25 protein-coding genes are annotated in these 25,377 nt (G+C 65.1%); 9 read left to right on the plus strand and 16 right to left on the minus strand.

The window, feature by feature from the left end:
* Nucleotides 1-30: 30 nt before the first annotated feature.
* A complete protein-coding gene (locus ASE28_RS06815; protein WP_057265718.1) occupies nucleotides 31-765 on the plus strand; it encodes a hypothetical protein in 735 nt (244 codons plus the stop codon).
* Between the two features lie 8 nt (nucleotides 766-773).
* Here ASE28_RS06815 and ASE28_RS06820 read toward each other — a convergent pair whose 3' ends face one another.
* The 3 genes from ASE28_RS06820 to ASE28_RS06830 form a co-directional block, all read right to left on the minus strand.
* Nucleotides 774-1,787 carry an asparaginase gene (locus ASE28_RS06820; RefSeq protein WP_057265720.1) on the minus strand — a complete coding sequence of 338 codons (1,014 nt, stop codon included), beginning with the start codon at nucleotides 1,785-1,787 and terminating at the stop codon, nucleotides 774-776.
* Between the two features lie 26 nt (nucleotides 1,788-1,813).
* A complete protein-coding gene (locus tag ASE28_RS06825; protein WP_057265723.1) occupies nucleotides 1,814-4,372 on the minus strand; it encodes a penicillin acylase family protein in 2,559 nt (852 codons plus the stop codon).
* Between the two features lie 111 nt (nucleotides 4,373-4,483).
* The gene (locus ASE28_RS06830; RefSeq protein ID WP_057265725.1) at nucleotides 4,484-5,413 is read right to left on the minus strand and encodes an adenylate/guanylate cyclase domain-containing protein; all 930 of its coding nucleotides are present in this window, start codon (nucleotides 5,411-5,413) and stop codon (nucleotides 4,484-4,486) included.
* Between the two features lie 419 nt (nucleotides 5,414-5,832).
* Here ASE28_RS06830 and ASE28_RS06835 point away from each other — a divergent pair, with 419 nt between their 5' ends.
* Nucleotides 5,833-6,189, plus strand: coding sequence for a hypothetical protein (locus tag ASE28_RS06835; RefSeq protein WP_057203834.1), 357 nt, complete (start codon nucleotides 5,833-5,835; stop codon nucleotides 6,187-6,189).
* Between the two features lie 40 nt (nucleotides 6,190-6,229).
* Here the strand turns inward: ASE28_RS06835 and ASE28_RS06840 are convergent, their stop codons facing one another.
* The 4 genes from ASE28_RS06840 to ASE28_RS06855 all read right to left on the minus strand — a co-directional run bounded on the left by ASE28_RS06840 (nucleotide 6,230) and on the right by ASE28_RS06855 (nucleotide 9,754).
* The gene (locus ASE28_RS06840) at nucleotides 6,230-7,222 is read right to left on the minus strand and encodes an LD-carboxypeptidase (RefSeq protein WP_057265727.1); all 993 of its coding nucleotides are present in this window, start codon (nucleotides 7,220-7,222) and stop codon (nucleotides 6,230-6,232) included.
* An 81-nt stretch (nucleotides 7,223-7,303) separates the two neighbouring features.
* Nucleotides 7,304-8,698, minus strand: coding sequence for a tRNA adenosine(34) deaminase TadA (tadA, locus tag ASE28_RS06845; protein WP_200963915.1), 1,395 nt, complete (start codon nucleotides 8,696-8,698; stop codon nucleotides 7,304-7,306).
* Between the two features lie 5 nt (nucleotides 8,699-8,703).
* Nucleotides 8,704-8,967, minus strand: a complete 264-nt coding sequence (locus ASE28_RS06850) for a hypothetical protein (protein WP_057265729.1) — start codon at nucleotides 8,965-8,967, stop codon at nucleotides 8,704-8,706.
* Nucleotides 8,968-9,133: 166 nt separating this feature from the next.
* Nucleotides 9,134-9,754 (minus strand): LysE family translocator, encoded by a 621-nt coding sequence (locus ASE28_RS06855; protein WP_057265731.1) that lies wholly within the window; start codon nucleotides 9,752-9,754, stop codon nucleotides 9,134-9,136.
* 100 nt (nucleotides 9,755-9,854) lie between these two features.
* Here ASE28_RS06855 and ASE28_RS06860 point away from each other — a divergent pair, with 100 nt between their 5' ends.
* The gene (locus ASE28_RS06860) at nucleotides 9,855-10,859 is read left to right on the plus strand and encodes a GlxA family transcriptional regulator (protein ID WP_057265733.1); all 1,005 of its coding nucleotides are present in this window, start codon (nucleotides 9,855-9,857) and stop codon (nucleotides 10,857-10,859) included.
* A gap of 4 nt (nucleotides 10,860-10,863) precedes the next feature.
* Here ASE28_RS06860 and ASE28_RS06865 read toward each other — a convergent pair whose 3' ends face one another.
* Nucleotides 10,864-12,015, minus strand: coding sequence for a branched-chain amino acid ABC transporter substrate-binding protein (locus tag ASE28_RS06865; protein WP_369818128.1), 1,152 nt, complete (start codon nucleotides 12,013-12,015; stop codon nucleotides 10,864-10,866).
* A 184-nt stretch (nucleotides 12,016-12,199) separates the two neighbouring features.
* Between ASE28_RS06865 and ASE28_RS06870 the strand changes: the two genes are divergently transcribed.
* Both ASE28_RS06870 and ASE28_RS06875 read left to right on the plus strand, forming a co-directional pair.
* On the plus strand, nucleotides 12,200-14,206 hold the full coding sequence (locus ASE28_RS06870) for a U32 family peptidase (protein WP_057265735.1): 2,007 nt from the start codon (nucleotides 12,200-12,202) through the stop codon (nucleotides 14,204-14,206).
* A gap of 162 nt (nucleotides 14,207-14,368) precedes the next feature.
* A complete protein-coding gene (locus tag ASE28_RS06875) occupies nucleotides 14,369-15,652 on the plus strand; it encodes an O-acetylhomoserine aminocarboxypropyltransferase/cysteine synthase family protein (RefSeq protein WP_057265737.1) in 1,284 nt (427 codons plus the stop codon).
* Between the two features lie 417 nt (nucleotides 15,653-16,069).
* On the opposite strand, the gene ASE28_RS31925 is transcribed toward ASE28_RS06875, so the two are convergent.
* The gene (locus ASE28_RS31925; protein ID WP_157421904.1) at nucleotides 16,070-16,513 is read right to left on the minus strand and encodes a hypothetical protein; all 444 of its coding nucleotides are present in this window, start codon (nucleotides 16,511-16,513) and stop codon (nucleotides 16,070-16,072) included.
* A 2-nt stretch (nucleotides 16,514-16,515) separates the two neighbouring features.
* Nucleotides 16,516-17,064, minus strand: a complete 549-nt coding sequence (locus ASE28_RS33530; RefSeq protein WP_082607959.1) for an RHS repeat-associated core domain-containing protein — start codon at nucleotides 17,062-17,064, stop codon at nucleotides 16,516-16,518.
* A 697-nt stretch (nucleotides 17,065-17,761) separates the two neighbouring features.
* Between ASE28_RS33530 and ASE28_RS06885 the strand changes: the two genes are divergently transcribed.
* Nucleotides 17,762-18,217, plus strand: coding sequence for a PLP-dependent transferase (locus ASE28_RS06885; RefSeq protein WP_369818129.1), 456 nt, complete (start codon nucleotides 17,762-17,764; stop codon nucleotides 18,215-18,217).
* A gap of 52 nt (nucleotides 18,218-18,269) precedes the next feature.
* Here the strand turns inward: ASE28_RS06885 and ASE28_RS31930 are convergent, their stop codons facing one another.
* The 5 genes from ASE28_RS31930 to egtD form a co-directional block, all read right to left on the minus strand.
* Entirely contained in the window at nucleotides 18,270-18,719 is a 450-nt protein-coding gene (locus ASE28_RS31930; protein WP_157421906.1) for a type II secretion system protein GspG, read from the minus strand.
* Nucleotides 18,695-19,195 (minus strand): ankyrin repeat domain-containing protein, encoded by a 501-nt coding sequence (locus ASE28_RS31220; protein ID WP_082607961.1) that lies wholly within the window; start codon nucleotides 19,193-19,195, stop codon nucleotides 18,695-18,697. Before ASE28_RS31220 ends, ASE28_RS31930 begins: the two co-directional genes overlap by 25 nt.
* 25 nt (nucleotides 19,196-19,220) lie before the next feature.
* Nucleotides 19,221-19,775, minus strand: a complete 555-nt coding sequence (locus ASE28_RS31935) for a hypothetical protein (protein ID WP_157421907.1) — start codon at nucleotides 19,773-19,775, stop codon at nucleotides 19,221-19,223.
* A gap of 178 nt (nucleotides 19,776-19,953) precedes the next feature.
* Nucleotides 19,954-21,252, minus strand: a complete 1,299-nt coding sequence (gene egtB, locus ASE28_RS06895) for an ergothioneine biosynthesis protein EgtB (protein WP_235516062.1) — start codon at nucleotides 21,250-21,252, stop codon at nucleotides 19,954-19,956.
* Between the two features lie 97 nt (nucleotides 21,253-21,349).
* Nucleotides 21,350-22,306 carry an L-histidine N(alpha)-methyltransferase gene (egtD, locus tag ASE28_RS06900; RefSeq protein ID WP_057265874.1) on the minus strand — a complete coding sequence of 319 codons (957 nt, stop codon included), beginning with the start codon at nucleotides 22,304-22,306 and terminating at the stop codon, nucleotides 21,350-21,352.
* Between the two features lie 387 nt (nucleotides 22,307-22,693).
* Between egtD and ASE28_RS06905 the strand changes: the two genes are divergently transcribed.
* The 3 genes from ASE28_RS06905 to ASE28_RS06915 all read left to right on the plus strand — a co-directional run bounded on the left by ASE28_RS06905 (nucleotide 22,694) and on the right by ASE28_RS06915 (nucleotide 24,753).
* Nucleotides 22,694-23,767, plus strand: a complete 1,074-nt coding sequence (locus tag ASE28_RS06905) for a metal-dependent hydrolase (protein WP_057265747.1) — start codon at nucleotides 22,694-22,696, stop codon at nucleotides 23,765-23,767.
* Between the two features lie 111 nt (nucleotides 23,768-23,878).
* On the plus strand, nucleotides 23,879-24,130 hold the full coding sequence (locus ASE28_RS06910; RefSeq protein WP_057265749.1) for a DUF1272 domain-containing protein: 252 nt from the start codon (nucleotides 23,879-23,881) through the stop codon (nucleotides 24,128-24,130).
* Nucleotides 24,127-24,753: a LysE family translocator gene (locus ASE28_RS06915; protein ID WP_057265751.1), complete on the plus strand. Its 627-nt coding sequence runs from the start codon at nucleotides 24,127-24,129 to the stop codon at nucleotides 24,751-24,753. Before ASE28_RS06910 ends, ASE28_RS06915 begins: the two co-directional genes overlap by 4 nt.
* Here ASE28_RS06915 and ASE28_RS06920 read toward each other — a convergent pair.
* On the minus strand, nucleotides 24,750-25,355 hold the full coding sequence (locus ASE28_RS06920; protein ID WP_057265753.1) for an OmpW family protein: 606 nt from the start codon (nucleotides 25,353-25,355) through the stop codon (nucleotides 24,750-24,752). The genes ASE28_RS06915 and ASE28_RS06920 overlap by 4 nt on opposite strands.
* Nucleotides 25,356-25,377 lie beyond the last annotated feature (22 nt).

Below are 25,377 nucleotides of genomic sequence, written 5' to 3' on the forward strand. Positions count from 1 at the left end.
TGGCACAAACCGCTACGATTGGGGGGCACCATGACCTTGTCCACCGCTACCAACCCCGCTCTCCGTGAAATTTTGACGCTTTCAAGCGCGCAGCGGCCCTGCGCCGTGCCGCGCCGCGCCCTGCTGGCCAGCGCCGGGGCCTGGCTGGCAGCGGCCGCCTGGTCACCCGCTGCCCTGGCGGCGGCTGACCCCTGGAGCCGCTCGGGCGCCTCGGTGGATGCGCAGCGGCTGGTGCGCTGGGCCAGTGCCAGCGCCAACCACCAGGGCATGGCCTTTGCCGTGATCGACAAGCCTGCCGCCACCATCCACGTGTTCGGCCCCGGCGGCGGCTATGCCGGCAGCGCGCCGGTGTTGCTGGGCTCGGCCCTGGGCGACCGCTCAGCACCCGGCATCGGCCAGAAGCCGCTGTCACAGATCCGGCCGCACGAGCGCACCACGCCAGCCGGCCGCTTCGTGAGCGAGCCCGGCAGCAACCTGCAGGGCCACGACATCGTGTGGATCGACTACGATGCCGCCGTCTCGCTGCACCGTGTGCGCGGCGCCCCGGCCGAGCGCCGCGTGCAGCGCCTGGCCAGCCCCGTGCTGGCAGAGCGACGCATCAGCAATGGCTGCGTGAATTCGCCCGCCGAGTTCTACAACCGCTGCGTTGCGCCCTGGTTCGGGCGCGAGGCGGGGGTGGTGTACGTGTTGCCGGACTCGGAGCCGTTCGCCACCTTTTTCCCGGCAGCGGATGCGGCCTACCCTCTCGCCAACCTGCCCTCCTGAGCCTCGCGTCAGGCTGCAGCGGTACCGAGCCTGAACACCGGCCGGCGGGTACCCACCTCGATCCCCTTCGGATTGACCAGGTGCGCCGAGCGGCGAGGGGCCAGCGCAGAGCGCTGCGCATCGCTGAGCCAGCCGAGCTGGTCCATCACTTCAACAGCGGCCGCCACCTGGGCCGGCATGTTGCCGTCCATGATCTTGAGCGCGAAGGCCTCGCCCCGGCTGCGGCTGCCCACCACCTGCACGCCATCGGCCCCGGTCTTGGAGACCCAGTCGCCCGCGCCCACGCGCATGAAGTCGAGGTCGTGCCGCCCCGTGCCCGAGCCCAGCTCGGGCCGCGCCACCATGGCATCGGCCAGCGCCGTGAGGCTCTCGTCGAGATCGGTGTCCGGCGCACCGCCGGCCAGGCGTGCATAGCCGCGCGCCAGGTTGGCCAGCGGCATGGCGTAGTTCGGGGCCGAGCAGCCGTCGGTGCCGGCGGCCAGGTCATTCACTTCCAACCCCACGGCCTGGGCCACATAGCCACGGATCGCTGCCTGCAGCGGGTGCCCGGGGTCCAGGTGGTCGTCCAGCGGCAGGCCCTGCTGCACACAGTAAGCGACGAAGCCGGCGTGCTTGCCGCTGCAGTTGTTGTGGCGTTCGTCGGGCACGAAGTCCGCCGGCAGGGAGCCGAGCCCCAGCTCGGCAAACAGCGGCCGGTGGCAGCCGCAGCGCAGCGCGTGGTGGGTTTGCCCCACGCTGGCCAGCATGTGCTCCACCTGCGCCACATGCATGGGCTCGCCGTTGTGGCTGGCGCACAGCAGCGCCAAGTCGGCAGGGCCCCAGCCCAGCGCACGGGCACCGCCCGACTGCATGAAGGGCAGCGCCTGGAAGGCCTTGATGGTGGAGCGCGTGAACACCACCGACTGCGGGTCGCCCACCTGGGTGAGCAGCCTGCCCTCGCGGTTGGCCACGGCCACGGCACCCCAGTGCTGGCATTCGACCAGGGCGCCCCGGGTCACGTCGATCAACGGTACGAAACCCATGGAAATCCTTGGAAACTGTTCTTGGCTCAAGGCGCCGGCGCGAGCGTCAGGGAGTGGCTGAAGCGCGCTGGCTGGCGCTGCAGCAGCCGGGTGCCAGCCCCCGCCCAGGCGGTCGCCATGTCGCGGTAGCGCGGCGAGAAGACCAGGCCGCTTTGCCCCGTCTGGTAGATGAAGGTCGATTTTTCCAGGTCCGCCAGGTCGTAGATGGCGCGCAGCGACGCGGCATGGCGGTTGGCGAACGGGCCCTTAGCCTCGCCCGCGTTGTACTGACCCACGTTCACGGTGTAGCCGTCGCCGTTCGACGGCACGCTCACGTCGAAGAAGCGCGCCAATGCCGCCACACTGCCAAAAGGCCGGTGGGCACTGAGCGCGGGGTGGGCATCGCCCCAGCGCCACGCGGCCGGGTCGGCGCCATAGGCGGCCTGCAGGCGATCGAGCGCACGGCCCAGGGCGGCGCCGGCCTGCTCCGCGCAGGTGGAGGGCTGGCACCACCAGGTGTCGTTGCGCTGCAGGATGCCTTCGATGCCGGCGCGGTAGTCGCGCTTGCCATAGGTGGCGGCAAAGCGTGCCTCGCCAATGCGCGGAATGATCACACCACGCGCCAGCTCGTCGGCCCAGGCGGCAAACACCAGTGGCGCTGCACGCCCGGCGTCCATCACGCCGTCAAAGTCCTTGAGCAGGGCCTGCGCCCTGCCGGCCAGCGGGTGGCTGGATTGGGCCTGCTGCAGGTACGGCAGCAGGCGCCGGGTGGCCAGCGAGGTGATGTCGAGCTGGATGGCCTGCAGGCTGGCAGCCGTGTGCCGAGGGCGCGCCTCGATCAGCTCGGCGATGCGCTCGTAGCGGTAGGGCAGCACCCAGTCCTGCGCCAGGTAGTGGGGGTAGCCGGGCGGCGTGACGCGCTGGTTGGCCGTGGCGATCCAGCCCTTGGCGCCCTCGTCCTGCGGGGTCTGGTCCAGCGGCAGCCAGCCCTTCCAGTCGTAGCGCGCGTCCCAACCGGGCGATGGGGCCACGCCGCGGATGTCATTGTCCGGCGCACGCACGGGCACGCGGCCCATGGCCTGGAAGCGGATGCGCCCACTCACGTCGGCCGCCAGCACGCTCTGCATGGGCGCCTGGTGGTACTCAAAGGCGGCGAACAGGTCCTCCACCGTGGTGGCCTGGTTGACCATCAGTCCCGCCAGCACGGTCTGGTTGTCCGCCTCCAGCGCCGTCCAGCGCAGGGCCAGCACGTACTTCTTGAGGTCGAGCACGTCGGCGTGCGACCTCTGTGCATCGCTGAGCACCGGGCCGTGGCGCGTGCTGCGCATGGCGATCTCCACGTCGGGCTTGCCCTTGACGCGGATGGTCTCCTTGCGCACGGCGAACGGCGCCCAGCCTTCGGGCGTGCGGTACTGCGTGGCGTCCGCCGGGTTGATCTGCTCCAGGTACAGGTCCTGCACGTCGGGGCTGGTGTTGGTGAAGGCCCAGGCCACGCTGGCGGTGCGGCCCAGCACCACGAAGGGCAGGCCCGGCAGGGTGGCACCCATGGCATCGATGGCGGCGATCGGCGAACCGTCCGACGCCTTGCCGGCCGGTGCCTGCAGGCGCGCGAAGTACCAGATGGCAGGCGCGCTCAGGGAGAGGTGGGGATCGTTGGCCAGCAGGGGCTTGCCGCTTTCGGTGCGTGAACCTGCCACCACCCAGTTGTTGCTGCCCTTGCCATCGCTGGTGCCAGCGTTGTGCGTCAGCTCATCGGCCCAGGCCAGCATGCCGGCGCTGATCTGGCGCGAGAGCGGGTTGCCGCCCTGCTCTGCCGCAGGCGCAGCGTCGGGCTTTCGGGCCTGCAGCGCGGCGCCACGGGCCAGACCGGCGCTGGGCGCGGCGGCAGCGGCATCGCTGCGGTAAACGCCCAGTTGCCGGTACAGCGCCGCCAGGTCGGCCGATGCGGCGGGTGGCTCGCCCGGGTATGGCGGCATCAGCTGCCACAGCCGGTCGGTATCGAGCGTGCGGGCCACGGAAAGGCGCGCGAATTCATTGCCCCAGTTGCCGCCCAGGTCCAGCGCCATCATCAGCGCCCAGCCCACGCTGTCCTCGGGCTCCCACACCGCGCCGGCCTCGCCGCCGGGCTTCACACCCAGCACCAGGAACTCGGGCGGCAGGGCCTGCGGTCGGTCCTTGTGGAAGGCATGGATGCCCTTGCTGTAGGCCTGCAGCGCCTCGCGGGCGTACAGGGGCAAACCGGCGTACTGCTTGCGCGCCGTGCCCAAGATGTCCAGCGAGCGCATGAGCTTGTCGGTCTCCAGCGTGGCTTCGCCAAACACTTCGGAGAGCTGGCCATGCATCACACGGCGGTTGAACTCCAGCTGCCAGGTGCGCTCCTGCGCATGCACATAGCCCATGGCGAACCAGGCATCCTGCGGGCTTTGCGCGCCGATGTGCGTCACGTCCGCGCCGTCGCGCCGCACGCTCACGGGCTGGGCCAGGCCGGCGACGGTGATCTTGCCGTCCACCACCGCAAACGTGCGCTGCACGTAGATGGCAGCGCCCGCACCCGCCAGCAAGGCCGCAGCCACCAGGCCCACGGCCGTTTTCTTGATCCACGCCATTGTTGCGTCCTGTCTTGTCTCGGGTTTTCTTGTGCCGGCGATTGTGTCAGAACGTACGCAGGCGCTGAAAGCGCACCGATCCTCGCCAGCCCGCAGACGGCATTCCAGCCCTCAGCCGAGATGCACGTTGCCGCCCACCACCTGGAAGCGCATCTTGGGCGCAGTGGACTCGCTGAAAGAGACGCCCAGCGCAATCTCCCCCGTGCCGTGCAGGATGCAGGCATCGCGGCGCAGGCGCACGGGCGAGTCGCTGCCCTCGAAGCGCACCCAGGTGCCGAAGCTGCTCATGTCGGTCAGCACGAAACCGCTGTTGCGCCAGTCGATGCGGGCGTGCAGGCGCGACACGCGGGGGTCATTGATGCGCAGCTGCATCTCGGTGGCTCGGCCCACATGCACGGGGGCATCGGCCGAGCTGAACGACAGGTCCACCCCATGCCAGGAGAACTGGATCTGCCCCAGGATGGAATCGACGGGCGAGAAACTGCTGATCAGCGCCGACTGCATGGTGAGCGAGTCGGGCTCCTCGTCCTGGCGCCACTCCACCTGGTAGAGCATCAGGGTTTCGGCCTTGCCACGGATTTCCATCATCCCCAGCTTGCGGTACCAGACCGAGGCCGCAGCGCCTGCCAGCAGTACCGCCGTTTCGGTGGCCCAGATCTCGGACGGGCCGGCCCGCTCGCACAGGCGAGAGGCCACGTTCACGGCGTCACCATAGCAATCGCCATCGACATCCACCACCTCGCCACTGGCCACGCCCACGCGGATGTCCATGCGCAGGGGGTGGGGCCAGCGGTCCAGCCGCACCAGGTGCATGCGCTGCATCTCGGCCATGGCCGAAACGGCACCGGCGGCATCGCCAAAGATGCCCAGCACCCCATCGCCCAGTTTCTTGACGACGCGGCCGGCATTGGCTTCGATGGTGTCGGCGATCCACTGGGTCAGCTGCGTCACCGCTTCGGTGGCGCGCTCGTTCCCCAGCGTCTCGTACAACGACGTACTGCCGGAAATGTCGGCAAAGACCACCGTCGATAAAACCGTCATGGGTACGCAAGCGCAGGTAACTTCATGTGAATCAGTTTAGTTCAAGCGCCCACAGAGCGCATGGCGCCACTGCGGCTGCACACGCCTGGCAACGGCCCTGCGCAGAGGCCACGGCGGCCCGGCCGGGCGGTCTTTGCTGGCGCAGCCACACGGCAGGCTTTTAGCCCGCATTCACAGGCCAGCAGCGCTTTGCAAGCAGCTGCCGGTGGATGGTTCGAAGCGTTCAGAGCACCGGGCATGACTTCTGCTTAATCCATTCGTACTACATTCAAAAACAAATCGAAAGTTTGCAATTGTTTGCAAAAAGCTATCGAGGCTTGTTGGCTTTATGCGAAAAGCGGGAGCGGCCCCCTTGCATTTGCGCAGTCGGCCACGTACCTTGAGTCCCTTGTTACTTATTTATGGTGAAGAACCATTCCATGCGCTGGAACAAACCCTACGTACGCGGCAGCAGTCTGCACGGCCTGATCGGCCGTGACGCACCCGCGTCGACCGCCTGGGTGCGTGACCAGCAACTGGAGGAAGTGCGCCGCGCCATGATCGGCAGCCTGTCGGGCTTTTCCGGCTGCGAAGTGGCGCGCATGAACATCCGCCTGCGCTATGCAGGCGACATCGAGGCGCTGTGGTACCTGCGCACCGACCTGCAGAGCACCCTGGTCCCCTTGCAGGGCGAGCCTTCTGCCAAAAACGTCATCGCGCAGGTGACACTCCTGTTCCAGGGTCTGTTGCCGCGCGCCTTGGGTACGCCGGTGGCACGCGCGTCGTCGGCATCCTGAGCGGCAAGCCCCTGCGTCGCGCGGCGCCTTTGTGCAGGGCCTACAGATGCCCCCAATAAATCAGCGCGTCGCGCTCTTCCACCGACAGTGACACCGTAGCCCCCACGGGCAGCAGCACCTTGGTCTCCACATGCCCGAACGGCAGGTTGGTGAGCACCGGCGCCTTGATCTGGCTGCGCAGCCAGTCCACCACCGATTGCAGTTTGTAGCCCTTGTCGTGCGGCACCAGCTTGAACTGGGTGAACTGGCCCAGCACCACGGCCTTTTGCTGCGCCAGCACGCCCGCGTGCAGCAACTGCGTCAGCAGCCGCTCGATGCGGTAGGGGTGCTCGTTCACGTCTTCCAGGAACAAGATGCCGCCCTTCACGCTGGGCAGGTAGGGTGTGCCCACCAGCGATGCCAGCACCGCCAGGTTGCCGCCCCACAGCTGGGCACTCTTCACGTAGATGTCGGGCACGGCCGGCTTGCCGGTGGTGGCATGGGGCTTTTCGCGGTGCATGCGCCAGCCCGCGCCTTCGCCGTGGCCGGTAAGCAGGTCGTCGAAGCAGGCCTCCATGATGTCGTCGGGCTCGCCCGCGACGCCGAAGTCGGCGCCCAGGGCGGGGCCGGCCCAGCTCACGGCGCCGGTCTGCGCCAGCAGCGCATTCTGGAAGGCCGTGAAATCGCTCAGACCGACGAACTTCATGCCCTTGCCGATGGCCTTGGCCACCGCCTTGTAGCGGATGCCCGGCAGAATGCGCGAGAGCCCATAGCCCCCACGCGAGATCAGCGCCACCTGCGCGCCGCTGGCGGCCGCGCGGTGGATGGCGGCCAGGCGGGTGTCGTCGTCGCCGGCAAAACGGGTGTGGCTGGCCAGCGCGTCCACATCCACCTCCACCTCATGGCCCAGGGCCTTGAGGCGGGCAATGCCGCGCTTGAAGGCCGCCTTGTCGCGCACGGCGCTGGACGGCGAGTAGATATAGATGTGCTTGGGACCATGGTCGTGGTTGCAATCGGCGTGGTCGTGATGGTGGTGGTCGTGATCGTTGTGCAAAGCGTTCAGGCGCCGGTGTCGGGCCTGCTCCGTGGAATGGTATGCCGCTGGCGGGCCGCAAAGAGCGGCGCTGGCGTGCGGTCAGGGTGCGAAGTATTCCACAGCCCGTTCGGCAATGCCCCGGCCATGCTCCTGCACGAAGTGCCCGGCCTGCGGCAGAACCACCGGTTCGGGGCAGCCGCGGATGTTGGGTTGCAGCGCCTGCATGGTCGCCAGGCCCAGCACCGGGTCCTGCGCGCCCACCACCATCAGGCTCTGGCCCTGCCACCGTTGCTGCCAGAAATCGCGCGCCTGGCGCGAGACTGCGGCGCCCTCGTCCCCCGGACCGGCAGGCACCCGCTCGGGGAAGGCACGCAGCGCGGCACGGTAACCCTTGTCCGGGAAAGGCGCGTCGTACGCTGCGCACTCGGCCGGCGAGAGCTGAAGATTGCCGCGCCCCAGCAATCGGCCCACGCCATACAGCGGCTTGTCGCGGCACATGGCACGCCAGTCCACAAAGCCCTGCGGCAGCGGCACGTCGCCGGTGGCGAGCAGCGTGTTCATCACCAGCAGGCCCTTGAAACGCTCAGGGCAGTCCATGGGCAGCGTAAGCCCCAGAATGCCGCCCCAGTCCTGCACCACCAGCACGGTGCGCTGCAGGTTGAGGCGCTCCACCAGCTCCAGCAGCACCTGGCGGTGCCACTCGAAGCGGTGCGCGGCCTCCTTCTTGGGCTTGTCGCTCTTGCCAAAGCCGATCAGGTCGGGCGCCACCACCCGGTCGCCCGCCGCCAGCCACACGGGCAGCATGTGGCGGTACAGGTAGCTCCAGGCCGGGTTGCCATGCAGGCACAGCCAGGTGCGCGGTGCATCCTGCGGGCCTTCATCCAGGTAGTGCAGGCGCAGGCCGGCCAGGCTGGGCAGGTCGCTCACGTAGTTGGGGGCCCAGGGGTAGCCGGGCAGGTCGGCAAAGGCCGCCTCGGGCGTGCGCAGTGCGTCGTCGCGCAGCGGGTGGCGTGCCAGCGCGTCGGCACGCTGCTGGCTGCGCCGTGCGCCAAAAAAACCGGTGAGCAGCGCGCTGCATTCGGCCGCCAGCACCCCGCCCTGCACACCCGTCTGGTGGTTGATGGCGGTGTGGGCAAACAGGTCCAGCACCGAGCCCGCAGCGCCGGTCCGGGGCTCGGTGGCGCCGAACACCACGCGCGCCAGCCGCGCATGCAGCATGGCGCCGCTGCACATGGCGCAGGGCTCCAGCGTGACATAGAGCGTGCAGCCGTCGAGCCGGTAGTTGCCCAAGTGCTGCGCGGCCGCGCGCAGGGCCACGATCTCGGCATGCGCCGTGGGGTCGTTGGCCTGCACGGGGGCATTGCGGCCGGTGGCGATCACCTGGCCGTCCTTGACGACCACGGCGCCCACAGGCACCTCGCCAGCCTCTGCGGCGGCACGCGCTTCGGCCAGCGCCAGGCGTATGCCGTCCTCGTCGGTGAGCACCACGGCCACGCCCGTCACTTGTCGGCGTCCGGCAGGGCCTGCGCGCGCTGCTTCATGATGTCATCGAGCTGCTGCTGGACCTGTTGCTGCACCTGCTGGCTCTGCTCGCGCACATTGCCCGTGGGGTTGATCACCGGGGCCGATGCACCGGTGCCCGCGATGGGCGCCTGTTGCAGCGCCGCCGCAGGCGCGCGCGTGGCCGACAACTGCTTCTTGGCGACGAAGCCCACGATGGCCAGCACCACGACCAGCCCCACCAAACCAAACAATCCACGCATTCCCTGCTCCCGGTACGCGACTGACAAAACTCTTCTGGCGTCGTTGCTGCGTCTTGTCGTACTACCGTACTGCCTGCGACGCAGCGNAAACCGCTTCGCTGAGTTTTGTCAGCCGCTTGTTTTACTGTGCAGCCCGCACTGTAAACCGGGACGGCGGTGGAGGAGGTCAATGCGTCATCGGCAACGCAGCTCCCATCAGCCCGAACAAGGCCCCACAGGCGCGGTTGAACTTGCGCCCCGTGCGCTGCAGCCAGGGGCGAATGCGGTGCGCCAAGCTGGCCAGGCCAAACTCCACCAGGCACTCCACCACAGCGAAGGTGCCCGCCATGACCACGAACTGCAGCCACAGATCACGCCCCGGCACGATGAACTGCGGCAGGAACGCACCGTAGAACAGCAGCACCTTGGGGTTGGAGATGGCGGCCAGCAGTCCTTGCCGAAACAGCCTGCCGCCCGTGACCACCCGCTCGCCCCGGGCACTCGGCAAGGCCTCCAGCTGCATGGCCGGCGCCCGCCACAGCTGGATGCCCAGCCATACCAAATAGGCGCCGCCCACCCATTTCATCACCGTGAGCGCATGGGCCGACGATTGCAGCAGCGCGCCGATGCCCAACATGGACAGCCCGATCAGCGCCACGAAACCCACCGCCCCGCCGCCAATGGTCCACAGCGTGCGCGCCCGCCCGTGCAGGGCGCCATGGGCCAGCACCAGCAGGCTGTTGGGGCCGGGGGTCAGCGACAGGCCGATGACCGCGAGCAGGTAGACCAGCCAGATTTTCAGTTCCATTGCGTCACCATCTTCTTGAATATGGTCTGCAGTCTAGGTGGGTGGGGTCGTCCATATGGCATCGAATTTGGCTATTATCAATACCAAACTGGACTCCCCCATGAGCGCCCCCAGCCCCCTGCCCCGCCCCGACGTGCGCCTGCTGCTCCTGCCGCTGCCCGACTTCGCGCTGCTGCCCTTTGGCGGCTTTCTGGACAAGCTGCGCTTTTCGGCCGACGACGAGGACCACAGCCGCCAGCGCTACTGCGCCTGGTCGCTGCTGGGCATCGATGATGCGCCCGTGCTCTCCAGCAGCGGCGTGCAGGTGAACATGGACACCACGGCCGATGCCGTGGACCTGGCGGCATTCGACTACCTGGTGGTCTTTGGCAGCCGCACGGTGCAGGCCTCGCGCGGGTACGTGCAGGCCTACGGCCCGCTGCTGCGCAAGGCGGCATCGTGGGGCCTGCCTCTCGTGGCCATCGACAACGCCAGCTTTCTGCTGGCTGAGGCGGGGCTGCTCAAGGGCCACCGCGTGGCCCTGCACTGGCGCCATGTGGCCGAGTTCCGCGAGGCCTTTCCGCGCATCGCAGTGGCCAGCGAGGAGATCTATTGTTTTGACCGCGACCGCATCACCTGCGCGGGCGGCACGGCTGCCATCGACATGGCGGTGGAACTGCTCTCACGCCACTGCGGCCGGGTGCGCGCGTTCAAGGGCCTGGCCGATATGCTGGTGGACGCGCCCCGGCACCAGGCGCACCACCTGCAGTCGATGGAAGGCGGTGGACCCGACCTCACCCGCCACCTGTCGCGCGCCGTGGCGCTGATGCGCAGCGCCCTGGCCGATGGCCTTACAGTGGCGGACCTGGCCGAGCGCATCGGCATCGGCCGCCGGCAGCTGGACCGGCTGTTTGCCGAGCAGATGGGCATGAGCGCCCATGACCACTGGACGAAGATGCGCATGGAGCACGCCCACTGGCGCGTGACCAATTCGCACCACAGCCTGGCCGCCATTGCCGACGAGGTGGGCCTTGGCAATGCCAGCAGCCTGGCACGATTGTTCCGCAGGCACTACGGCACCAGCCCTGGAGCCTTGCGCGCAGGGCGGTCCAGAACCGCGCCCTGAAAGATCAGTTCAGTGCTACGCGGCTACCGTCCTTGTACGTGTACAGCGTCACGGCCGGGGTCGTCAGCTCGCCCTTGTTTGTGAAGGCGATGTTCGCCGTCACGCCCTTGTACTCGGTCTTGCCGATGAAGGGGATGAACACCTTGGGGTCCACCGAGTTGGCGCGCTTCATCGAATCGACCAGCACCATGGCCGCGTCGTAGGCGTAGGGGCTGTAGATCTGGAACTGGCCGGGGAACTTGGCGTCGTAGCGCTTCTTCCAGTCGGCGCCGCCCTGCATCTTGGCCACCGATGCGCCGCCCGTGGCGCAGGTCACGTTCTTGAGGGCCGGCGTCTTGCCCGACAGCTCGGGCAGCTTCTCGGTGCACAGCGCATCGCCGCCAAAGAACTTCACGCCGCCCAGGCCCAGCTGTTCCATCTGGCGCAGCATGGGGCCGGCCTGCGCGTCGAGGCCGCCGTAGAAGATGGCATCGGGCTTCTTGTTCTTGATGGCGGTGAGGATGGCCATGAAGTCCGTGGCCTTGTCGGTGGTGAACTCCTCGCCCACCACCGTGAGGCCCTTTTGCTGCGCCGTGGCCTTGAAGACCGAAGCCACGCCCTGGCCATAGGCCGTGCGGTCGTCGATGATGGCCACGGACTTGAGCTTCAGGTGGTCGGCCGCGAAGATGGCCAGTGCCGCACCCAGCGCGCTGTCGTTGGCGATCAGGCGGTAGGTGGTCTTGTAGCCGGGCTTGGTCAGGTCGGGGTTGGTGGCCGCAGCCGTGATGTGCGGCACGCCGCACTTGTCGTACACCGATGCGGCGGGGATGGAGGTGCCCGACTGCAGGTGGCCCACCACGCCGGCCACCTTCATGTCGCACAGTTTCTGCGCCACGGCCGTGGCCTGGCGCGGGTCGCCCGCATCGTCTTCGGCAGCGATCTCGAACTTGATCATCTTGCCGCCAATCACCAGGTTCTGCGCGTTCAGGTCATCCAGCGCCAGGCGCACGCCGTTTTCCGTGTCCTTGCCGATGTGGGCAATGCCGCCCGACAGCGGGCCCGCATGGGCAATCTTGACGACCTGCACGTCCTGCGCCAGGGCGGCGGTGCAGGCAACGGTGGCGGCTGCAGCAGCAACCAGAGAAAGGTGAAAGCGCGAACGGGAAGCAAAGGACACAGGCAAAACTCCGGATGAGCAAGGACAAGGGAGAGCGCGCTGACCAGAGGGACAGGCCAGGCGCCGCCATCCTATCCCGACTTCGGCACATCAGACTTGCACAACAGAATTGCATACAGCATTAGTCGAGCTAATTGGAATCCCATTGGACCGGGAGTAGCGGGCGCTGGGATAATCACGCCCCATGTCGCTCCTGCCCCACCAGCTCGAACTGCTCGCGCCTGCGCGCGACGCGGACATTGGCATCGAAGCCATCAACCACGGTGCCGACGCCGTCTACATCGGCGGCCCGGCCTTCGGGGCGCGCGCCGGGGCGGGCAACGACATTCGTGACATTGCGCGCCTGGTGCGCCACGCACACCGCTTCAACAGCCGCATCTTCATCACGCTCAACACCATCCTGCGCGACGATGAGCTGGAAGACGCGCGCCAGATGGCCTGGCAGGTGTACGAGGCCGGTGCCGATGCGCTGATCATCCAGGACATGGGCCTGCTCGAAATCGACATGCCGCCCATCCAGCTGCATGCCAGCACGCAGACCGACATCCGCACGCCCGAGAAGGCGCGCTTTCTGCAGGACGCGGGGCTGTCGCAGATCGTGCTGGCGCGCGAGCTCACGGTGCAGCAGATCGCAGCCGTCCACAAGGCCCTGGGCCCGGTGGACGCGCCGGGGCGCGCCAACATCGAGTTCTTCATCCACGGTGCGCTGTGCGTGGCCTACAGCGGCCAGTGCAACATCAGCCATGCGCAGACCGGCCGCAGCGCCAACCGCGGCGACTGCAGCCAGGCCTGCCGCCTGCCCTACCAGGTGACCGATGCGCAGGGCCGCTTCATCGCGCACGACAAGCACGTGCTCAGCATGAAGGACAACAACCAGAGCGACAACCTGCGCGCGCTGATCGATGCCGGCGTGCGCAGCTTCAAGATCGAAGGCCGCTACAAGGACATGGGCTACGTGAAGAACATCACCGCCCACTACCGCACCCTCATCGACGGCATCATGCAAGAGCGCGAGTCCTCGGGCCACCCGCTGTCGCGCTCGTCGAGCGGGCGCACCACGTTTACCTTCACACCCGACCCGCTGCAAAACTTCAACCGCGAGTTCACCGACTACTTCGTCACCGGCCGCAAGCAGGACATCGGCGCCTTCGACACCCCCAAGAACCCCGGCCAGGCCATCGGCTGGGTGACCAAGGTGGGCGCCGATTTCGTGGAGCTCGAAGTGAGCAGCCCCGCCACCGTGCTGCACAACGGCGACGGCCTGTGCTACTACGACCTGCACAAGGACCTGGTGGGCATGGCCATCAACCGGGCCGAGCCCGTGTCGCCGCGCAGCACCACGCAGTGGCGCGTGTTCCCCAAGGATCCGATGGAGGGCTTCAAGGATCTGCGCAAGGGCACCGAGATCAACCGCAACCGCGACATGGACTGGGTGCGCACGCTCGACAAGAAGTCAAGCGACCGCCGCATCGGCCTATGGGTCTACCTGTCCGAAACGCCGACCGGCTTTGCCCTCACGCTGACCGACGAAGACGGCTATGCCGGCGGCGCGCAACTCGACCACGCGCACCAGCCGGCCACCGATGCCGCCAAAGCCGAGGCCAGCCTGCGCGAGCACCTGGCCCGCTTTGGCGCCACCATCTTCGCGGTGAACGACGTGGGCCTGCAGCTCTCGCAGCCCTGGTTCATCCCCGCATCGGCCGTCAACGCCCTGCGCCGCGACGCACTGGCCGACCTGGAGGCCAATCGCGCCAAGGGTTTTACGCGCCTGCAGCGCGCCACCCCGGTGGAGCCCCCGGCCCCGTACCCTGAGGACACGCTGAGCTTTCTGGGCAACGTGTTCAACCACAAGGCGCACGACTTCTACGTGCGCCACGGCGTGAAGGTGATAGACGCCACGTATGAGGCGCACGAGGAAGAAGGCGAAGTCAGCCTCATGATCACCAAGCACTGCGTGCGCTTCTCGATGAGCCTGTGCCCCAAGCAGGCCAAGGGCGTCACCGGCGTGCAGGGCACCATCAAGGCCGAGCCCTTGATGCTCATCAACGGCAAGGAAAAGCTGACCCTGCGCTTTGACTGCAAGCCCTGCGAGATGCACGTGGTGGGCAAGATCAAGCGCCAGGTGCTCAACAGCCAGGCGCGTGAGACGCCGCTGAACTTCTACCGCACGCGACCGCAGCAGGGCAGCTGAGCGGGGCGCCAGCCTGGCAGGTCCACCCCTGCCGTCACTGGCCGCATAAGCACATACGAAACGATTCGATCTGCCTCGGGAGGGGCGGTGGAAGAATGGTTCAGGCACTCCATTGGGGTGCTTGGCCCCTTCGTACCAAACCCTTCCAAGAGACAAACCCTCATGCAGATCGAAACGCTCGTAGTCCACGCCGGCTACAGCCCCGACCCCACCACCAAGGCCGTCGCCGTACCCATCTACCAGACGGTGGCCTATGCCTTCGACAGCGCGCAGCACGGCGCCGACCTGTTCGACCTCAAGGTGCCGGGCAATATCTACAGCCGCATCATGAATCCGACCAACGACGTGCTTGAAAAGCGCGTCGCGGCGCTGGAGGGCGGCATTGCCGCGCTGGCCGTGGCATCGGGCATGGCGGCCATCACCTACGCCATCCAGACCATCGCCGAGGCGGGCGACAACATCGTGTCGGCTAGCACGCTCTACGGGGGCACGTACAACCTGTTCGCCCACACCCTGCCCCAGCAAGGCATCACCACCCGCTTTGCCGACCCGCGCGACCCGGCCAGCTTTGCGCAGCACATCGACGCGCGCACCAAGGCCATCTTCATCGAAAGCATCGGCAACCCCCTGGGCAACGTCACCGACATCGCCGCCCTGGCCAAGGTAGCCCACGACCATGGCGTGCCGCTGATCGTGGACAACACCGTGCCCAGCCCCTACCTGCTGCGCCCCATCGAGCACGGGGCCGACATCGTGGTGCACTCGCTCACCAAGTACCTGGGCGGCCACGGCAACAGCGTGGGCGGCGCGATTGTGGACAGCGGCAAGTTCCCTTGGGGCCAGCACAATGCCCGCTTCCCGCGCCTGAACGAGCCCGACGTGAGCTACCACGGAGTGGTCTACACCGAAGCCCTGGGCCCCGCCGCCTTCATCGGCCGCGCCCGCGTCGTGCCCCTGCGCAACACGGGTGCCGCGCTGGCACCGCAGAACGCCTTTTTGATCCTGCAAGGCATCGAAACCCTGGCCCTGCGCATGGACCGCATCTGCGACAACACCCTGGCCATCGCCCAGTACCTGCAGGCCCACCCCAAGGTCGAATGGGTGCGCTACGCCGGCCTGCCCGACCACCCGGACCATGCGCTGGTCCAGCGCCAACTGGGCGGGCGCGCATCGGGCATCCTGAGCTTTGGAGTGAAGAACAGCGATGCCGATCCGCGGGCTGCGGGGGCGCGTTTTCTCGATGCATTGCAGCTGTTCACCCGCCTGGTGAATATTGGCGATGCGAAGTCACTGGCCACGCACCCGGCATCGACCACGCACCGCCAGCTCAATCCCGAGGAACTGGCCAAGGCCGGGGTGAGTGAGGGGATGGTGCGGTTGTCGGTGGGGATTGAGCACATCAGTGATCTGAAGGCGGATTTGGAGCAGGCGCTGGCGAAGGTTTGATGTCGACCTGCCGACGACGACCTCTGCAATTAAGTATTGTCTCGTCACAAATCGGATTTAAGGGGCTACGCGAATGGCCCTTTTTTTATATCTGCCGCTAACCTACAGCTTTAGTTTCTTGCGCTCAAATTCTCCGCAGAAGACGAGCTGCAGTTAACCCCCTCAACAGTCTACCCCTTTGGGAAGGTCTGCATAAATCGATTATTCGCTCATTCGCCGCTATAACTCGTTGATTTAATTGATGCACACCATACTGAAGTTGATTTATGCAGAGGATCCTTTGATGCATGCATGATGCATTAATAATACACAGAAAATCCTCCCATCGAAATTCGTATTTTTAGGCCTCGGAATTGAATGGATTTTTTATAGGTTGCCGCCTACCCGCACCCGCCTTAAGCCCTTCCATCAAAAAACTCATCCCCCTATTCCTTTCAGCACCTTCTCAACAGAAGGTTTCCAAATTCCCTTCATTGCACCAACCCGCTCACGCGCGAGACTCATTAAAGCGGGGTGAGATGAGGCAATATAAACCCTTGAATTATTCATTTCATCCAAAACAGCAATAATATCACGCACCTCCAAATCTTCGTCAGAAATCTTCAGCCGCGCTACTAAAAGAGCCACGGCAGGCTCTCCATTTTTGGCAAACTCATTTATCAAATGAATTTGCGGCGGATGGACATTTTCATTCCCAACCCTCATCAGCCTATACTGCTCATCAATCGAATAAGAACGAAATTGCAATATTTGCTCATTTGTTTTTATGCGAAAAAATCGCAAATCCGCTTCACGCTCCACCTTGAAATTGCACCCTACCAATACGAGCATCAAAAATAAAACCGCGAATACTCTTGACATACTCACTCCTTCCACGAGGCCTTAAGCTCTCTGTAAATTTTGCGATGCAAATCATGCGCCGGTATTTCATAGGCATTTTTCTCATATCCGTTTTTACTGGCTAACAGGTAGCTCAGCCAAGTCATTCCCTCACGATACTGCCCCACGTGAAATAATTCATGACCCAATAAAGCCAAATCCTTTGGCGTGCAAAATGTTTGCCCTGGATCTGTAAAATAAATTACATTCCCACGAGTTATCGCATCCACTCCGTTTTGCGTGTAAAACGGCTTTTCACCAACTCGTATGTCAGCACTATCCAAGTCGATTTTTGGAATATACGGCTCCAAGAAATCCTTCTCACGCTGAGTTAGTGGCCGAAGCCCCCAATAGTCAAAATTATTTAGAGAATTCCCCTCCACATATCCAAACCGATTGAACCCACCCTCCAACCCAATCGGATCCGCCTGCGTATACCGCCCCCGCTCCGCGCTGTAGCTGCGGAAGTAGTTGTAGTGCAGGTTGCTTTCCTTATCGTAATACTGCCCCGGGTAGCGCAGGTTGAAGGTCACCTCGGGGATGGTGGTGGTGCCCGTGGTGGGGTTGGTGGTTTCGTTGGTGAAGCGCTTCGATCCCAGGGTGGGCTGTTCGTNGCTGGGTGAGCTTGCGCGGGGTGTTCAGGTGGTCGCTGTGTACGGCATAGGCGACTCCATTGACGATGGCGGCAATGGGCATGGGGCCGTTGGCCGTGGGCAGGTAGATGTACTGGGTGGTGCCGGTGCTGTTGCTGCCGCCCATGCCGTATTCGCCCAGCAGGGCGCCGTCCTGGCCGTAGACATAAGCGAAGCCGAGCTTTTGCGCGTCGCTGCTGCCGGGGCTCCACAGGCGGGTGAAGAATTCGTAGGCGGTCTGGATCAGGCCTTTGTCTTGTTCCCTCTCCGCTTGCTCTTCCTGGTCTTCGGGGTCGGCCAGGAGGTTGTTGAGGTTCTTGCCGCTGGTGGTTCCACCTGATCCTGATCCGCTGGCGAACAGCGGCTCGGTCTTGAACACGCGCTGGCCCAGGGCGTTGTGGGCGTACTGGGTGCTGGGGGCGTCTGCTCCCGTGCCGGTGGTGACTTTTTCCAGGCGTTCCTGGCTGTCGTACTGGAAGGTGCGCAGGCTGTTTGGTCTTGGGGTGATGCATCGAGCCTTTGAGCAGGCGCCAGTACACCTGGATCGGAACAGGAAAGAGCAGGGAGAAGGACTTGGGTCAACACTCACGGCTGCAGTATCGCCCAGCGTGGATGCACCTATCAAACACAGTTCGCGCAAGCGACCATATCTGCGGCATCGCCCTTGAGCATCGCCGAGTACCTGCAGGCGTACCCCAAGGTCGAATGGGTGCGCTACGCCGGCCTGCCCGACCACCCGGACCATGCGCTGGTCCAGCGCCAGCTGGGCGGGCGCGCGTCGGGCATTCTGAGCTTTGGGGTGAAGAACAGCGATGCCGATCCGCGTGCTGCGGGGGCGCGTTTTCTTGACGCATTGCAGCTGTTCACCCGGCTGGTGAATATCGGCGATGCGAAGTCATTGGCTACGCACCCGGCATCGACCACGCACCGCCAGCTCAATCCCGAGGAACTGGCCAAGGCCGCGGTGAGCGAGGGGATGGTGCGTTTGTCGGTGGGGATTGAGCACATCAATGATCTGAAGGCGGATTTGGAGCAGGCGTTGGCGAAGGTGTGATTGGTTGGGTCTACGGCACGCATCAGCGCGGAACAGCAGAACACTAGGTTATCTACCGCGCAGGTAGAGTCAAATCGTCGCCGTCCCCACCGTCATCCAGGCCATTGGGACCCGCTGACCGCAATTGGAACTTGCGGCCACCATGATGGCCGGGTACTGCCTTGTAGATCAGAGGGTGCCCCCATCCGTCCAAGACTGGGGATTTACGCAGTTCCAGCACACCCAGCGCCTCGTCATTGCCAGGCACTCGCCCCTGGCGAGTCACCCACTCATCCAGGGACTGACCCACCAGTTCCAGCTTGGCGATTGTCTGCATTTTCCTGTGCTCGTCGACGTTGCGGTCCGAGGACAGCGGCATCAGGGTGTAGAACAGGCCGGCTGCAAGCAAGATGCCCAGTCCGAGACCCGCGCGAGATAACCAGGCTGCTTTAACTTTTGATACATGGAGTCCGAAGCGTTCTACGGGTAGTCTATCAATCACCGCTCGTGCCGTTTCGACCAAGAATCAATCAGGTCCGCTGTACTATCCTCGTCCTTTTCTCGTGCAATATCCGAAGCCGTTGCTCCCTTACTTTCTTTTTTTCTCCAGTCTGCGCCACTTCTCAACAATAGCTCTACTGCTCCAGTGTTGCCCGCAGCAGCTGCGCACATTAGCGGGGTTACGCCATCATCACTTACCGCGTCAATCACAGCTCCGAGTGAGATCAAATACTTAGCAATCTCTACCTCCCCATGCGCAGATGCCTCATGCAAGGCCGTCAATTGCTTAAAACCACTCGCTTGCAACAGTGCGCCATTTCTCACTAACGACTCGACTATCTGAATGGAACCTTTTACCACCGCCGACATCAGCGGCGTACGCCCGTGCCTTCCAGTCAAATTAACATCAACTGTTTGAAATTGCATTTCAATTTTCATTAATGACAACCCAGCATTGATGCCGTCAATAATTTCATCAATACACTGCTGATCACTCATGGAGTTCCATCCGGGTTGCGAACACCTACCGGCCCTCTGGACCCGGAGCAGGTTCGTTTTTAAATCCTTCCGGATATATTTCAGATAGCCTCTTTAAAATAACGTTTTTCAACTCAACTGAAGCAGCGCTCGTTCTAATGTTTTGTATTTCCGCCCTTTTGTGCTCGTCAGACAGGGCACGGAACTGCGCCTCAAACTCAGCAACCAACGTCGCATCACCGGCAAGCGCTCCCTTATAGAGCCAATAGTTAGGTAGATGGCTCTGAGAATTTTTTTCGGTCCTTAATATCATAGCTTTGATCGCTTCGATATCGCCACCACTAGCCCTCTCCATCAATGGGTCGGGTGGCGTCAGCTCACTTGCCGTTCTTGGCTGCAAGAACAGAAAAATAAGACACGCGCCCGATATACCCACAGAAAATAAAACGAAATAGAATTTCACTTGCCACTCTTTACGCATTCCCAAAGCAAATCCATTTTCCAAGGTTTGAGTAGTCTGCTCTATTGGGGTTCGAAGTTTGCGCTGCAAAGGGGCCCACATCCCACAACCCAACATTTCAAGTAAATTGGTCAGGAGCAATGACAGTGTTGCCTTCCAGAACCCGCGACAACTGCTCTGCTATGGAATTCTCCCCCTTCCCTGTGTTGCAAGCATTCAAAATTGTAGGCTGGCCCGGCTTCCATTTTGTGTGCTTCTTTATATATGCAGCAATGCTGCGGCGCAACTCCGGCCCTGCCCCACCGTGCGATGAGCAGACCTACACATCCCTTGCCAACCGCACCCCCGAAAACTGCCACCGCGCAGTCGCCGGAAAGAAGTTGCGGTACGTGGCCCGCACATGCCCCGCAGGCGTGGCGCACGAGCCCCCGCGCAGTACATACTGGTTGACCATGAACTTGCCGTTGTACTCACCCACGGCGCCCTCGGCCGTGCGAAAGCCGGGGTACGGGGCGTAGCTCGACTGGGTCCACTGCCAGGCATCGCCGAACATCTGGGCCATGCCCCCACCCTCGGCAACGCCGGGGTGCAGCAGTGCATCGGGGCCGTCGACAAAGTGGCCTTGCAGGGGCTGGCGCGCGGCGGCGCATTCCCATTCGGCCTCGGTGGGCAGGCGGGCGCCGGCCCAGCGGGCGTAGGCGTCGGCTTCGTAGTACGACAGGTGCACGGCGGGCAATGCGCTGGCCAGGGGTACGAGGCCGGCCAGGGTGAATTCGTGCCACGCATCATCGCCACCGCCCTGCCCTGCGCGGTGCCAGTAAATCGGTTGTTCAAGGCCTTGCGCGGTGCGCCAGTCCCAGCCTTCGGCCAGCCAGTGGGCGGGGTTGCGGTAGCCGCCGTCTTCGATGAAGGCGGCATACTCGCCATTGCTCACCAGGCGCGATGCCAGGGCGTGGGGCTGCAGGTAGACGCGGTGGCGCGGCAGTTCGTTGTCGAAAGCAAAAACGCCAGAGTTGCCGGCATGGCCGATTTCGACCACGCCGCCGTCGCTGCGGTGCCAGGTGAGGGGCTGGGCGGGGCCGCTGCCTGCAGTAGTATCAGCGGGCTGGCGGGTGTGGTACGCCGGGAACAGCGGGTTGCACGAGAGCAGGTGCTTGATGTCGGTGACCAGCAGCTCCTGGTGCTGCTGCTCGTGGTGCAGGCCCAGCTCCACCAGGGCCAGCAGCTTGGCGTTGCCTGCGTGGCGGGCCAGCAGGCGCTGCATGCGTTCGTCCACATTGGCGCGGTAGGCCAGCACCTCGGCGAGTGAGGGGCGCGTGAGCAGGCCGCGCTGCGCGCGCGGGTGCTTGGCGCCCACGCCGTTGTAGTACGAGTTGAACAGCACGCGAAACTCGGCGTGGAAGGGCGCAAACGCCAGTTCATGCGGCTCCAGCACAAAGGTCTCGAAGAACCAGGTGGTGTGCGCCAGGTGCCATTTGGCGGGACTGGCGTCGGGCATGGACTGGGCACAGGCGTCTTCCGCCGACAGGGGCGCCGCCAGCTCCACCGAGCGCTGGCGCACGGCGGCGTAGTCGGCGGGCTGAGGGGGCGGGTTCGTCGTCGTCGCCAGGGTGTTCATCATCCTGCCAGTGTGCCCCAGCGTGGCGGCATTCGGCTGGGAAAATCGCTCGGGCAACCCCGCGTTGCCGTGCAATGGTGGCGGCGCAAGCCGCGTGTCAAGGCTGCGCATGCACCACCGCAAACCAGCCACGCGGATCGGTCCAGGCCTGGGCACGCGAGAAGCCGGCGCGCGCCAGCAGGTCGGTGAATGCGGGCAGCGTGTACTTGTAGCTGTTCTCGGTGTGGATGCACTCGCCCGCCGCAAAGTCGCGTACACCGCCGCCCTGCCAGCGCACCTGCAGGGGCGACATGGCCTGCAGGTGCATTTCAATGCGCGACTGCAGGGTGTTGAAGAAGGCCAGGTGGCGCCACTGCGCGGGGTCGAAATTGCTGCCGATAAGGCGGTTCACGTGCGTGAGCACATTGAGGTTGAAGGCAGCGGTGACACCGGCGGCATCGTCGTACGCGGCCTCCAGTACGTCCACATCCTTGGGCAGGTCGATGCCGATGAGCAGGCCACCGTTGGCATCCAGTTCACCCTCGCCGTCCACCAGGTCGCGCATCTGCTTCAGCAGCATCAGCGCATGCGGTGGGTCGAAGTTGCCGATGGACGAACCGGGGTAGAACACCAGGCGCCCGGTGCGCGGGATGTCGGCCGGCAGGGTGACGCCGCGCGTCATGTCAGCGCCCACGGCGCGGGCGTCCATGCCGGGGAATTCTTCGCGCATGCGGGCCACTGCGTCCTGCAGAAAGTCGGCCGAGATGTCCACGCCCACAAAGCAGGCCGGCGCCAGCGTGCGGCACAGGGTGCGCGCCTTTTCGCAGTTGCCAGCGCCCAGTTCAATCAGCGTACGGCCGTGGCCCACGGCGTCTGCAATGGCGGCGGCGTGCTGCTGCATCACCGCATGCTCGGTGCGGGTGGGGTAGTACTCGGGCAGTCGGGTGATGGACTCGAAGAGCTCCGAGCCGAGCTGGTCGTAAAAATACTTGGGCGAGATGGTGGCGGGCTGCTGCAGCAGGCCCTCGGTGATCTCGTCGAAGACCGATTGCTCCGCCAGCGCCTGGGCGGGCACAGGGGCTTGCGCGCTGTCTGGCTCGGGGGCCAGCCCCTCGAAGGCTTCGAAGGCCAGGTGGGGTGGCTTGGCATTCCAGCCCGTTTGGCGCGGCGCGCCCTGGGTTGGAAGCAAGGGCGACGGGTTCTGGAGGAGTGCGTGGGCCATGGTTCGGAAGGTTAGCGGCGGGGCCGGGGCCCCCAAGTAGGACGATTGCGCATGTGCTCAGGTCGTGGCCGCGCCGGGGGTGCCGCTGCGCGGGCGGCATGGCGGGTATGGCATGTCATCGGGCCACGCCACAATCATGGGCCCCTGGCGCGGGCACGGCAAGCCCTGTTGTGGCTGGCCCGCATTTCGCTTGCAGACACATCTTTGCCACAAATACACCAGACAAGGACACACCGCCCCATGGATTCACTGACCCAGATCGCCCTGGGCGCTGCCGTCACCCTCGCCACCATGGGCCGCCGCACCGCCGCGTGGAAAGCCGTCTTCTGGGGCGCCGTGGCCGGCACGCTGCCCGACCTGGATGCCTTCATCGACCATGGCGATGCCATGCTCAACATGGTGTTGCACCGCAGCAGCAGCCATGCCTTGCTCAACCTCACACTTTTGTCAGGCCCGCTGGCCTGGCTGGTGGCGCGCTTGCATGGCGAAATGCCACACCTGCTGCGCTGGTGGCTGGCCTTGTGGCTGGCGCTGGTCACGCACCCGCTGCTCGACGCGATGACCGTCTATGGCACGCAGCTGCTGTACCCGTTCACCAACCACCCCTACGGCGTGGGCAGCGTGTTCATCATCGACCCGCTGTACACCGTGCCGCTGATCATCGGGGTGGTGGCCGCACTGGTGGCACGCGGCAGGGACGGCAGGCGCGGCCTGCGCTGGAATGCCTGGGCGCTGGTGTTCAGCACCGCCTACCTGGGCTGTGGCGTGCTGGCGCAGCAGCATGTGGAGGGCATTGCGCGAGCCTCGCTGCAGTCAGAGGGCATCACCGCCGAGCGCGTGCTGGTGACGCCGGCACCCTTCTCTGCCGTGCTGTGGCGCGTGGTGGCGATGACGCCCACGCACTACCTGGAGGGCTTTCGGTCGCTGGCCGATGGAAAGGACCAGTCCATGCGCTGGACACGCCATGAACGCGGCGCCGGGTTGTATGCAACCTACCTGCGCAATGCGCATGTGCAGATCCTGTCGCGTTTCACACACGGCTTCTATCGCATGAACGAGGCGGGCGGGCACATCTACATCACCGACCTGCGCATGGGCATGGAGCCGGCGTACTCGTTCCACTTCGACATTGGCACGCCGAAGCAGGTGCAGGCCGACACGGCCAAGGCCCGCCAGGAATGGCAGCGCCCCGACCTTGAAACCGCCCTTCCCTGGCTGTGGCGGCGCATGTGGGCGCTCGACGATGGCCCCCTGCGCCCACCGCCAGGCACCGGGCCGACAACACCCGCGCCGACGGCGACCCCGGCGGGCTGAGCACGCAGGCAGCAGTACAGACGGCGCTGCTGGCAGCAGCTGTCTGTATCTTGCCGGGCACGGCCGCTGCGCATAGAGTGAGCGGTCTACCGACCACCCCAAGGCCCCGCCATGCTCCAGATGCGCCCCAGCTGCGAATGCTGCGATACCGACCTGCCACCCGACTCCACCGCCGCGCGCATCTGCACCTTCGAGTGCACCTTCTGCAGCACCTGTGCGGGCGGCCAACTGGGCGGCATCTGCCCCAATTGCGGGGGTGAGCTGCTGCAGCGCCCGCGCAGGCCCGCATCCAAGCTCGCGAAGTTTCCCGCGTCGACCGAACGCGTGCACAAACCGCAAGGCTGCGGCCCGGTGCTGGCATGAGCACCACCACCCTGCTGCTCTTTGCGCTGGTGGCCCTGGTGGCCATTGCCACGCCCGGGCCCACGGTGCTGCTGGCGCTGGCCAATGGCTCGCGCTATGGCGTGCGCCGTTCGGTGCCGGGCATGCTGGGAGCGGTGGCGTCCGACTTTGTGCTGGTAGGCGCCGTGGCGCTGGGCCTGGGTGCGCTGCTGGCGGCCTCGGAGTTCTCGTTCTCGGTCGTCAAGTGGGTGGGCGCCGCCTATCTGGCCTGGCTGGGGCTGCGCCTGCTGCGCTCGCAGGGCGGGCTGGAGCTGTCGCAGCCCGGCGGTACCCAGGGTGTGACGGCCCGCAGCGTCTTTGCCAAGTCGTTCCTGGTGGCGGTCACCAACCCAAAGGGCTATCTGTTCTGCTCGGCCCTGTTGCCGCAATTCATCGACGCGAATGCGCCTCAATGGCCGCAGTACGCTGCTATTGCGGTGGTGTTCGCAGGCCTGGATTTCGCGGTGATGCTGGCCTATGCCATTGTGGGCGCCAAGGCAGTACAGCTGCTGCGCCGCCGCGCCGTGCTCTGGCTCGACCGCTGCTGCGGCGGGGCGCTGTTGGCGCTGGCCGGGTCTTTGGCGTTCTACCGCCGTAGCGCCTAGAACCGGTAGCCGAGGCCGATGCCGACCAGCACTGGATCCACCTTGAAAGTCCCCGCCTTGGCGCCGCCAGCGAACACGTCGGCCTGGATGTAGACCTTCTTCACGTCCAGGTTCAGGACCAGGTTCTTGGACAGCGGAATGTCCACCCCCACCTGCAGCGCGCCGCCCCAGCTGCTCTTGTCGATGCCCACGCCGGCAGGCAGGTGCACGCTGGAAAAGCGCGTGTAGTTCAGGCCCGCGCCCACATAGGGCTTGAAGCCGGGCGCGTCGAAGTGGTACTGCAGCAGCAGCGAGGGCGGCAGGTGCTTGAGCGTGCCGATCTTGCCGTTCAGCGCAGTGGCGTTGACATCGTGCTTTTGCGGCACGGTCAGGACCAGCTCGGCGGCGATGTTCCTGGTGAAGAAGTAGGAGACGTCGACCTCGGGGATCACCTTGTCGTTGATCGACAGGCCCAGGCCGGTGAAGTCCTTGTTGGCACTGGCCAGGTTCACGGCGCGGGCGCGCACCAGCCAGGGGCCTTCGGATTCTTGTGCCATGGTGGCGCCGGATGCCAGCGCGCAGGCGGCCACCAGGGCCAGGTTCAGCAGCTTGTTGTTCTTCATGGGAGCGATCGATTCGATGCGG

Source organism: Acidovorax sp. Root219, from assembly GCF_001428665.1.
Lineage (GTDB): Bacteria > Pseudomonadota > Gammaproteobacteria > Burkholderiales > Burkholderiaceae_C > Acidovorax.

Bases quoted from the DNA above. Each gene is read 5' to 3' on its own strand.
- ASE28_RS06815 (WP_057265718.1), top strand. From the start codon at position 31: ATGACCTTGTCCACCGCTACCAACCCCGCTCTCCGTGAAATTTTGACG.
- ASE28_RS06820 (WP_057265720.1), bottom strand. From the start codon at position 1,787: ATGGGTTTCGTACCGTTGATCGACGTGACCCGGGGCGCCCTGGTCGAA.
- ASE28_RS06825 (WP_057265723.1), bottom strand. From the start codon at position 4,372: ATGGCGTGGATCAAGAAAACGGCCGTGGGCCTGGTGGCTGCGGCCTTG.
- ASE28_RS06830 (WP_057265725.1), bottom strand. From the start codon at position 5,413: ATGACGGTTTTATCGACGGTGGTCTTTGCCGACATTTCCGGCAGTACG.
- ASE28_RS06835 (WP_057203834.1), top strand. From the start codon at position 5,833: ATGCGCTGGAACAAACCCTACGTACGCGGCAGCAGTCTGCACGGCCTG.
- ASE28_RS06850 (WP_057265729.1), bottom strand. From the start codon at position 8,967: ATGCGTGGATTGTTTGGTTTGGTGGGGCTGGTCGTGGTGCTGGCCATC.
- ASE28_RS06855 (WP_057265731.1), bottom strand. From the start codon at position 9,754: ATGGAACTGAAAATCTGGCTGGTCTACCTGCTCGCGGTCATCGGCCTG.
- ASE28_RS06860 (WP_057265733.1), top strand. From the start codon at position 9,855: ATGAGCGCCCCCAGCCCCCTGCCCCGCCCCGACGTGCGCCTGCTGCTC.
- ASE28_RS06870 (WP_057265735.1), top strand. From the start codon at position 12,200: ATGTCGCTCCTGCCCCACCAGCTCGAACTGCTCGCGCCTGCGCGCGAC.
- ASE28_RS06875 (WP_057265737.1), top strand. From the start codon at position 14,369: ATGCAGATCGAAACGCTCGTAGTCCACGCCGGCTACAGCCCCGACCCC.
- ASE28_RS31925 (WP_157421904.1), bottom strand. From the start codon at position 16,513: ATGTCAAGAGTATTCGCGGTTTTATTTTTGATGCTCGTATTGGTAGGG.
- ASE28_RS31220 (WP_082607961.1), bottom strand. From the start codon at position 19,195: ATGAGTGATCAGCAGTGTATTGATGAAATTATTGACGGCATCAATGCT.
- egtB (WP_235516062.1), bottom strand. From the start codon at position 21,252: ATGAACACCCTGGCGACGACGACGAACCCGCCCCCTCAGCCCGCCGAC.
- ASE28_RS06905 (WP_057265747.1), top strand. From the start codon at position 22,694: ATGGATTCACTGACCCAGATCGCCCTGGGCGCTGCCGTCACCCTCGCC.
- ASE28_RS06910 (WP_057265749.1), top strand. From the start codon at position 23,879: ATGCTCCAGATGCGCCCCAGCTGCGAATGCTGCGATACCGACCTGCCA.
- ASE28_RS06915 (WP_057265751.1), top strand. From the start codon at position 24,127: ATGAGCACCACCACCCTGCTGCTCTTTGCGCTGGTGGCCCTGGTGGCC.
- ASE28_RS06920 (WP_057265753.1), bottom strand. From the start codon at position 25,355: ATGAAGAACAACAAGCTGCTGAACCTGGCCCTGGTGGCCGCCTGCGCG.